This is a genomic window from Sphingosinicella sp., from assembly GCF_052388015.1.
Lineage (GTDB): Bacteria > Pseudomonadota > Alphaproteobacteria > Sphingomonadales > Sphingomonadaceae > Allosphingosinicella.
In genome coordinates this window covers 1-7,391 of the sequence record NZ_JBQTIN010000048.1, presented here as the reverse complement: position 1 = coordinate 7,391, position 7,391 = coordinate 1, and the positions used below count along the sequence as shown (strand labels likewise).

The 7,391-nt window shown below is 67.4% G+C and carries 11 protein-coding genes; 4 read left to right on the top strand and 7 right to left on the bottom strand.

All coding sequences use genetic code 11. The features are described from left to right. A partial coding sequence (locus tag ACT4N3_RS04440) for a lipoyl synthase (protein WP_444854002.1) occupies nt 1–546 on the bottom strand: 546 nt, incomplete at its 3' end. 65 nt (nt 547–611) lie between these two features. Here ACT4N3_RS04440 and ACT4N3_RS04435 point away from each other — a divergent pair. Continuing rightward, nucleotides 612–1,247: a carbonic anhydrase gene (locus ACT4N3_RS04435; protein WP_444854001.1), complete on the top strand. Its 636-nt coding sequence runs from the start codon at nt 612–614 to the stop codon at nt 1,245–1,247. Here the strand turns inward: ACT4N3_RS04435 and ACT4N3_RS04430 are convergent. Continuing rightward, a complete protein-coding gene (locus tag ACT4N3_RS04430; protein WP_444854000.1) occupies nt 1,244–1,861 on the bottom strand; it encodes a peptidylprolyl isomerase in 618 nt (205 codons plus the stop codon). The genes ACT4N3_RS04435 and ACT4N3_RS04430 overlap by 4 nt on opposite strands. Continuing rightward, nucleotides 1,861–3,270 carry an amino acid permease gene (locus tag ACT4N3_RS04425; RefSeq protein ID WP_444853999.1) on the bottom strand — a complete coding sequence of 470 codons (1,410 nt, stop codon included), beginning with the start codon at nt 3,268–3,270 and terminating at the stop codon, nt 1,861–1,863. Before ACT4N3_RS04425 ends, ACT4N3_RS04430 begins: the two co-directional genes overlap by 1 nt. A gap of 148 nt (nt 3,271–3,418) precedes the next feature. Here ACT4N3_RS04425 and ACT4N3_RS04420 point away from each other — a divergent pair, with 148 nt between their 5' ends. After that, entirely contained in the window at nt 3,419–4,000 is a 582-nt protein-coding gene (locus ACT4N3_RS04420; protein WP_444853998.1) for a PAS domain-containing protein, read from the top strand. A 35-nt stretch (nt 4,001–4,035) separates the two neighbouring features. Then, nucleotides 4,036–4,476, top strand: a complete 441-nt coding sequence (locus tag ACT4N3_RS04415) for a GNAT family N-acetyltransferase (protein WP_444853997.1) — start codon at nt 4,036–4,038, stop codon at nt 4,474–4,476. Here ACT4N3_RS04415 and ACT4N3_RS04410 read toward each other — a convergent pair. Both ACT4N3_RS04410 and ACT4N3_RS04405 read right to left on the bottom strand, forming a co-directional pair. Next, nucleotides 4,473–5,399, bottom strand: a complete 927-nt coding sequence (locus ACT4N3_RS04410) for a cell wall hydrolase (RefSeq protein ID WP_444853996.1) — start codon at nt 5,397–5,399, stop codon at nt 4,473–4,475. The two genes, ACT4N3_RS04415 and ACT4N3_RS04410, sit on opposite strands and share 4 nt — an antisense overlap. Nucleotides 5,400–5,588: 189 nt before the next feature. Next, on the bottom strand, nt 5,589–6,173 hold the full coding sequence (locus ACT4N3_RS04405) for a YdeI/OmpD-associated family protein (RefSeq protein WP_444853995.1): 585 nt from the start codon (nt 6,171–6,173) through the stop codon (nt 5,589–5,591). 52 nt (nt 6,174–6,225) lie between these two features. Between ACT4N3_RS04405 and ACT4N3_RS04400 the strand changes: the two genes are divergently transcribed. Next, nucleotides 6,226–6,570, top strand: coding sequence for a GIY-YIG nuclease family protein (locus ACT4N3_RS04400; protein ID WP_444853994.1), 345 nt, complete (start codon nt 6,226–6,228; stop codon nt 6,568–6,570). 112 nt (nt 6,571–6,682) lie between these two features. Here the strand turns inward: ACT4N3_RS04400 and ACT4N3_RS04395 are convergent, their stop codons facing one another. Both ACT4N3_RS04395 and ACT4N3_RS04390 read right to left on the bottom strand, forming a co-directional pair. Continuing rightward, the gene (locus ACT4N3_RS04395; protein WP_444853993.1) at nt 6,683–7,006 is read right to left on the bottom strand and encodes a hypothetical protein; all 324 of its coding nucleotides are present in this window, start codon (nt 7,004–7,006) and stop codon (nt 6,683–6,685) included. Between the two features lie 11 nt (nt 7,007–7,017). Continuing rightward, nucleotides 7,018–7,391, bottom strand: a 374-nt coding sequence (locus tag ACT4N3_RS04390) for an ATP-binding cassette domain-containing protein (protein ID WP_444853992.1), incomplete at its 5' end; no start/stop codon positions are given.

Sequence of the window (7,391 nt, the reverse complement as noted above, 5' to 3'; positions counted from 1 at the left end):
CCGGATCGTCGGATAGAGGCGCGGCACCGTCTCCAGATTGTGATTGTAGACGTCGGGGCGCGCGACAACGATCGCTTCAACAGCGGCTTGTGATTTATTCCTGAAATCCGGTGTGAGGATTTCAATGGTCGTCGAGGGCGTGTTCCGGCGCAGCGCCTCGATCACTTTCACGAACTGGCTCGCGCCACCGTCGGGCAGATCGTCGCGATCGACCGACGTCACAACGATATGCGTGAGGCCCAGTTCCGCCGCCGCGACCGCGACATGCTCGGGCTCCAGCGGATCGACCGCTCGCGGCATGCCCGTCTTCACGTTGCAGAAGGCGCAGGCCCGGGTGCAGGTGTCGCCCAGGATCATCACCGTGGCGTGCTTCTTGGTCCAGCATTCGCCGATATTCGGGCAGGCCGCCTCCTCGCACACCGTGGCGAGGTTCAGCCGGCGCATCAGCGCCCTGGTCTCGGCGAAGCCCACGCTGGTCGGCGCCTTGACCCGGATCCAGTCCGGCTTGCGCTGCCGCTGTGGAACGAGGGGATCGGCTTCGCTCATAGCGGCCAGATAGCGACGGGCGGCGCGTCTTGCCACCCCCTCCCCGTCCCCCTAATCGCGGCGTCATGGTCCAGTTCGCCGATCTGATCGAAGGCTATCGCCGCTTCCGGGTCGATCATTGGGAGGAGGAGCGCGAGCGCTGGGCGACCTTGGCCGTCGGCCAGCGTCCCCGGGTGATGGTGATCGCCTGTTCCGACAGCCGCGTGGACCCGGCCCAGATTTTCGACGCGCGGCCGGGCGAGATGTTCGTCGTCCGCAACGTCGCCAACCTCGTTCCGCCGTTCGAGCCCGACAACAATTATCACGGCGTCTCGGCGGCGCTGGAGTTCGCCATCACCCAGCTCGAGGTCGAGGAGCTGGTGGTGATGGGGCATGGCTCGTGCGGCGGTTGCGCCGCGGCGCTGACCGGCCAGTTTCACGCGGCGGGCCAGGGCGAAGGTCATTTCATCGCCCACTGGACCGACATGCTCGCCGCTGCGAGCGAAGCGATCCGCGCGCGGCACCCGAAGCTCGACGACGCGGCCTTTCTTGAGATGGAGCTCGAAGGCGTCCGGCTGTCGCTCCGCAACCTGCGCACCTTCCCCTGGGTGACCGAGCGCGAGGCGGACGGGCGGCTGAAGCTGCACGGCGCCTATTTCGCTATCTCGGACGGCATCCTGCACGTCCTCGACGAAGCCAGCGGCGCGTTCGCGCCCGTCTAGCGCGCGGCCGGCACCCGCCGCGCCGTGATCACGCGAATGCGCGGCGAGAGCATCTGGCCGCGCATGATCCCCTGCCCTTCGGTCGGCGAGGTCGGCGAAGCGAGGATGCGCCGGACGACGTCCATCCCCTCGACCACCCGGCCGAACACCGCATAGCCCTGCCCATCGCCGGCCGAGCCGGGACCGGCGTCGAGATAATGCTGGTCGCCAACCATGATCGTGAAGTCGCCCCGCGCCGTTCCCACGCCGAGCCGCGGCACCGAGAGCGCGCCATCGACATGGGTCAGGCCGGTGCGGCTGGTCGGCTCATGCGCGATGGGAGGATAAAGGATGCGCGGATCGCGCACCCCGCCCTGGATCAGGCCCGTGCCCGGCGCATTGCCGGGCATCGCCCGGTAGAATTCGGTGCCGTCGAGCCGCCGCGCATCGACATAGCGCAGGAAATTGGCGGCGGTGATCGGCGCGCGCCGGGTCTCGATCGCCATCGTGATGTCGCCGGCGCTCGTGCGCATCAGCACGCGGACGGTGGCGGGCGCAGGCGGAACCGGCGGCGTCTGCGCGACAGCGGCGCTGCCAACGCACATTGCGACGAAAAGCAGCAACGAACGGAACATCAGGCGGCCTCCTTCCCGGCGACGCTCTGGCGTGCGCCATAAGCGAAATAGAGGATCAAGCCCACGATCTGGGCGCCGGCGAACCAGATCTGGGTCGTGCGCGGCAGACTGTAGAGCAGATAGAGGCAGCCGAGGATGCCGAAGATGCCGATCGGCCAGGCGAGCGGCATCCGGAAGGTGCGCGGTGCGTCCGGCGCGCGGCGGCGCATGACCAAAGTGCAGACGCAAACCGCGATGAAGGCGGTGAGCGTGCCGGCATTGGCGAGCGCGGCGAGCTGGGCGAGCGGGATGACGCCGGCGAGCAACGCGACGACGATCGCGGTGAAGATGGTGATCCGCACCGGCGAGCCGCGCCCCGAGACCCGCGCCAGCCCGCGCGGGATCAGCCCGTCACGGGCCATGACGAAGAAGATCCGGCTCTGCCCGTAGAAGAAAGCGAGGATCACGGTCGGCAGCGCGATCACGGCGGAAAGCGCGAGGAAGCGCGCCGCCTCCGGTTGCCCGATCGAGCGCAGGATCAAGGCCAACGGCTCGGGCGAATTGGCGAAGCGGCTGTAGGCCAGCGCGCCGATCGCCGCCGCGGCGACCGCCATGTAGATGATCACGCACACGAACATCGATCCCACGATGCCGATCGAAAGGTCCCGGCCCGGATTCTTCGCCTCCTCGGCCGCCGTCGCGATCGCGTCGAAGCCGTAAAAGGCGAAGAAGATGATCGCCGCCGCGGCCATGACGCCGACCTCGGAGCCTGACGGCCCGGAAGCAGGGAAGCCGTAGGGCATGAAGGGCTCGAAGCGCGCCCCGTCGAAATAAGGCAGCGCCACCGCGACGAACACGATCAACGCCACCACCTTCACCACCACCAGCGCAGCGTTGAGCGTCGCGCTCTCGCGCGTGCCGTAGATCAGCAGCCCGGCGACGATCGCGATGATCAGGATCGCCGGAATGTTGAGGATTCCGCCAAGCTCGGGACTCTGGGTCAGCGCAACGGGAAAGCCCAACCATTCGACCAGCAAGGGCGACGCATAGCCCGACCAGCCGACCGCGACCGCGCTGACCACCAGGCTATATTCGAGGATCAGGCTCCAGCCGACGATCCAGGCGAGCAGCTCGCCGATCACGACATAGGTGTAGGTATAGGCGCTGCCGGAGGCGGGATACATGGTCGCCATCTCGGCATAAGCGAGCGCCGCGGCGGCGCAGATCAGCCCGGCAATGGCGAAGGAGAGCAGCACCGATGGCCCCGCCTTCGCCGCCCCGACGCCGATCAGGGTCAGGATGCCGGTGCCGACGATGGCGCCGACGCCGAGGGCGATCAAATGCGGCCAGGAGAGCGAGCGGGCGAGCCGATGCTCGGGCGCCAGCTCTTCGTCCGACAGCACCGTCTTCCGCGCCAGAAAATTCGCCATGCAATACCCTTCCCGCCGAACGCCCGCACTGTGTCTGCTTTGCCACGCGCCGCAAAGCAATTGTGATCGATGCAAAATGTTGCCAACAGCGCGGGAACCGCTAAGGTTAACTCGCGTTAGGCACGTCGCGATGGGGCTGGATTCCTTCATGGCTTTAACCAACGCGGAGGGCGTCGATCCGGTTGAGGCGATGCTCGCCGCGGCGGTCGCGGCCGCGGCCGATGGCGGCGACGCGCTCGACACGACGCTCCAGGCGCTCGACGCGCCGATCTACGTGACCGACGCCGACGGCTGGGTGATCTCGTTCAACCGCGCCTGCATCGATTTCGCCGGCCGCACCCCGGTCGCCGGCCATGACCGCTGGTGCGTGTCGTGGCGGCTCTACACAGAGAGCGGCGATTATCTGCCCCACAACCAATGCCCGATGGCGACGGCGATCAGGCAGGGACGCCCGATTCGCGGCGTGGTGGCGTTGGCCGAGCGGCCGGACGGCACGCGGGTGATGTTCACCCCCTACCCGACGCCGATCCTCGATGCGGACGGTGTCATGACCGGCGCGGTTAATTTGCTGATGGACCTCACCGACGAGCGCCAGGCCTGCGCGCTCGACGACCAGGCCGCGCGCTGCCGCCGCCTTGCCAAAGCGCTGAGCGATGCCCGCACGATCGCGACGCTGACCGGCATGGCGACGGAATATGAAGCGAAAGCTCGCGAGCTCCGCCACGTCTGAATTGGCGGCGCAGCCGGTTCGGGTTAGGGACCGGCATGCCCGGCCTGGAACTCCACCCCCTCGGCCCTTCCGATCGTTCCGAATGGGAGCGGCTCGCGCGCGGCTACAAGGATTTCTACGAAGACCCCGTCCCGGACGCGGTCTATGACGAGGTCTGGTCGCGGCTGATGGCCGACGGACCGGTCCATGGCGTCGGGTGCCGCAGTGAGGGCGCGCTGGTCGGCATCGCCCATTTCCTGTTCCACGCGCACAGCTGGAAAAGCGAAGTCTGCTATCTCCAGGACCTGTTCACCTTGCCCGACGCGCGGGGCCGGGGCGTCGCGCGCGCCCTGATCGACGCGGTCGCCGACGAGGCCCGGAAGCGCGGCTGTGCCGCGTATTACTGGCTCACCAAGGCGGACAACGAACCGGCGCGCGCGCTCTACGACAAGATCGCGCGGAACAAGGGCTTCATTCGCTACGATTACCCGCTCTAGCGGGTGACGGCGACGGTCGGCGCGCTCCCGGCGTCGGCCTGCTCGACCGGCGCGCCGGGTATCCCCGAATGGACCCGGACGCCCTGCTCCGTCCGCCGCATCCGTGCCGGGCCGCGCGCCTGGCCGGCGCTGGCGACTTGGACCAGCGGCCGCGCGGCGGCGGCCCGCGGTCCGCCGCGATGGATGGTGACGCCGTTGACGGTCTCGACCGCCGGGCGCGGCCCCGGATCGATGGCGGGCGCCGCGGCGATCGCGACCGGCCCGCTTGCGCTGCTCTCGAACACCGGCTGGCGGAATGAGGTCGGATCCCCCCAGCGGCCCGGCCAGCGGTAGAAGATGTGCGCGCCGACGGTGATCGCGCGGGTCAGCGACGGTGCCCACCAGGGGCGGATCGCGGTCGTGTGATAATGGGTGGCGAGGCCGACTGGCGAATGGACGAAGCCGGAAAGCGCGGCCGAAGCGACCTGGCGCGCCGTCTCCCAGCCCGCGGCGTTGCGCACGCCGCGCTGCATCGATCCGTCGCAGGTGAAGCTGAACTGGCAGCCGGTGCGGCGCTGCGAGCCCTGGTAGACGACGCCGCAGACGCTGTTCGGAAAGGCCGGATGGCGGGCGCGGTTGAGCACAACCTGCGCCACCGCCCGCTGCCCGTCGAGCGTTTCGGACCGCGCCTCGTAATAGACCGCGGCGGTCAGGCAATCGAGCGAATTGCCCCTGAGATTGTCCTCGCCATTGGCGAACTGGAACGGCTCGGCCGGATCGCCGGGCGCGGTCGCCTCCAGGATCTCGTTGCGGGTCGGCGCCTGATAGACGGCCGAAAGCGGCGTCGCGCTCCAGCGGATCAGCCCGGCCGGCAGCGCCATGGCATGATCGCCCCCATCGACCCGCGCCGTCGCCTGCGGCACGCAGGACGCGAGCAGCATCATGGCAAGGCAAGGGATCGAACGGCCAAGCATCGCCCAGGGGGTAGGCGCGATGACTTAGGAAACCGTTAACCACATGTGCCCCTGCGAAGGCACGGGCCCAGTCCGCCCCTGCGAAGGCAGGGGCCCAGTCCGGCGAAGCCGCAGAAGCGCAGCGCGCGTCTGGGTCCCCGCCTTCGCGGGGACACGTGTTCACTCCTTCTTCCGTCCGATATCGTAGCCCGGAATCTTCTGCCCCGCAGCGCAGCTCTCGATCAGGATGCCGAGCCGCTTCGCGCGCGTTTCCGGCCGCTTGGCGCTGGTCACCCAATGCAGCACGACCTTGCGATAGCCCGGCGGGCGCTTCTCCCAATCGGCCCAGGCGGAGGCGTTGCGCCGGAATTGCCGTTCCTCCTCGGCGGCCAGTGCCGCCAACGGCCGCTCATAGGCATAGACCCCGCTCGGGCCGGTGCTCTCCTGCAAGGCCCGCTCGCCCGCCGCGGTCATCTGCCCCGCCGCCTTCAGCGCCGGGAAGCGCTCGACATTGACCTTGCTCCAGACGCTCCCCGTGCGCCGCGGCGTGAAGCGGATCGTATAGGCCTCATCGCCCAGCGACTTCCGCACCCCGTCGATCCAGCCGAAGCAAAGCGCCTGATCCCGCGCCTGCGGCCAGTCGATCGAGGGCTTGCCGCTGCCCTTCTTCCAGAAACCGACGAGGAGCTCGGCGGCGGTGTCGTGGTTCGCCGCGAGCCAGCGGCGGAAATCGGTCTCGGTGGGGAAGAAGGTAGGATCAGTCATTTCCCATCGTCATGCCGGGCTTGACCCGGCATCCGCCTTGTCCTTCGCTCCGATGATGGAGCGACAACCCTGCGTCTACATCCTGGCGCCCGCGTCCCACAGCACCCTCTATACCGGCGTGACATCCGATCTGCTCGGTCGAATCTGGCAGCACCGAGAAGGTGTCGTTCCCGGTTTCACAAAGCGCTACGGGATCAAGCGCCTCGTGTGGTTCGAGATTCACGAGACGATGGAATCCGCCATCCTCCGCGAGAAGCGCATCAAACGCTGGCCGAGAGCGTGGAAATACGAGCTGATAGGAAAGAACAATCCGAACTGGCGCGATCTCGCCGTGGATTTCGGATTCGATCCGCTGCCAACCAAGACGAAGGCGGATCCCAGTTCAAGGCCGGGATGACAAAACCGCATCCCTTCATGTCGTCACCCCGGCCTCGAGCCGGGGTCTGCCTACCTTCCGAACCTCAACGAGGAAAAAAGGCGGATGCCGGATCAAGTCCGGCATGACGACTTTATAGGTTTCGGTCTCTAATGCGGGCGGCAGCGGTCGATGGCACCAATCGCCCTTCTCGAAACTGCCCCTGCTCTGCCTCAGACAAACGCGACCACCCTCCCAGGATCGTCCGCACGTCGTGGATCATCGTTATGATCCGGCGTCGCTCCCGCTCAGGCAGCGAGGAATAATTCAATGCGCGTCGGCAGCGTTCGATCACCGCTTCGGAGCTTGCTCCGGGCGCAATTGATTCGAGCACCATGTCTCTCATGATTGCCCGTTGCGTGAGCTTGTTGGCGCGCCAGTCGGCGAGATCGAGCGCTCGCCCAAGACCGGTCACCATCCCAATTCCCCCTACCTCGTCAGCTTCCGGTACGTCATCCGGTGCGGCCTCGTCGCCTCCGGGCCCAAACGCCGCAGCTTGTCCTCCTCATAATCCTGAAAGTTGCCTTCGAACCATTCGACATGGCTGTCGCCTTCGAAGGCCAGGATGTGGGTCGCGAGCCGGTCCAGAAAGAAGCGATCGTGGCTGATGATCACGGCGCAGCCGGCGAAATTCTCCAGCGCCTCCTCGAGCGCGCGCAGGGTCTCGACATCGAGGTCGTTGGTCGGCTCGTCGAGCAGCAGGACGTTGCCGCCCTCCTTCAGCATCTTGGCGAGGTGGACGCGGTTGCGCTCGCCGCCGGAGAGCTGGCCGACCTTCTTCTGCTGGTCCGGCCCCTTGAAGT